Source organism: Asticcacaulis currens (assembly GCF_028550395.1).
GTDB classification, from domain to species: Bacteria; Pseudomonadota; Alphaproteobacteria; order Caulobacterales; family Caulobacteraceae; genus Asticcacaulis; species Asticcacaulis currens.
In genome coordinates, this window is the sequence record NZ_JAQQKW010000028.1 from 1 (window position 1) to 650 (window position 650).

At 63.5% G+C, this 650-nt stretch carries 1 protein-coding gene; it reads left to right on the forward strand.

Translation table 11 applies throughout. The annotated features are described in order from the left end of the window. Positions 1–87 precede the first annotated feature (87 nt). A partial coding sequence (locus PQU94_RS18010) for an SDR family NAD(P)-dependent oxidoreductase (protein ID WP_272742811.1) occupies positions 88–650 on the forward strand: 563 nt, incomplete at its 3' end.

Consider the following 650-nt stretch of genomic DNA (forward strand, 5'->3'; position numbering starts at 1 on the left):
CAGACCGTCACCGTCAGAGTCTTTGCCCCTCACCCCAACCCTCTCCCCATAAAACGGGGGAGGGGAATGATTTCAAGAGACCGCACCATGTCACGACTTTCCGGAAAAACCGCCCTGATCACCGCCGCCGGGCAAGGCATTGGCCGCGCCACCGTCGAAGCCTATGTGCGCGAAGGGGCCACCGTCATCGCCGCCGACATCAACGACGCCAGCCTGACGGAACTGGCGGCGCTGGAGAATGTCATCGCTCGCAAGCTCGACGTCACCGACGCCGAAGCCGTCAAGGCCATCGCCGCTGAGTTCCCGAATTTCGACATCCTCTATAACTGCGCCGGCTTCGTGCACGCCGGGACCATTCTCGATTGCGACGAACAGGACTGGGCCTTTTCCAACAGCCTGAACGTCACGGCGCAATACCGCCTGATCCGCGCCATCCTGCCCAACATGATCGCACGCGGGGGCGGCTCGATCATCAACATGTCGTCGATCGCCTCGTCGGTCAAAGGCATCCCCAATCGCTTCGCCTATTGCGCCACCAAGGCGGCGGTGATCGGCCTGACCAAGTCGGTGGCGGCGGACTTCGTGGCGCAGGGCATCCGCTGCAACGCCATCTGCCCCGGCACGGTGGAGACGCCGTCGCTGCTGCAACG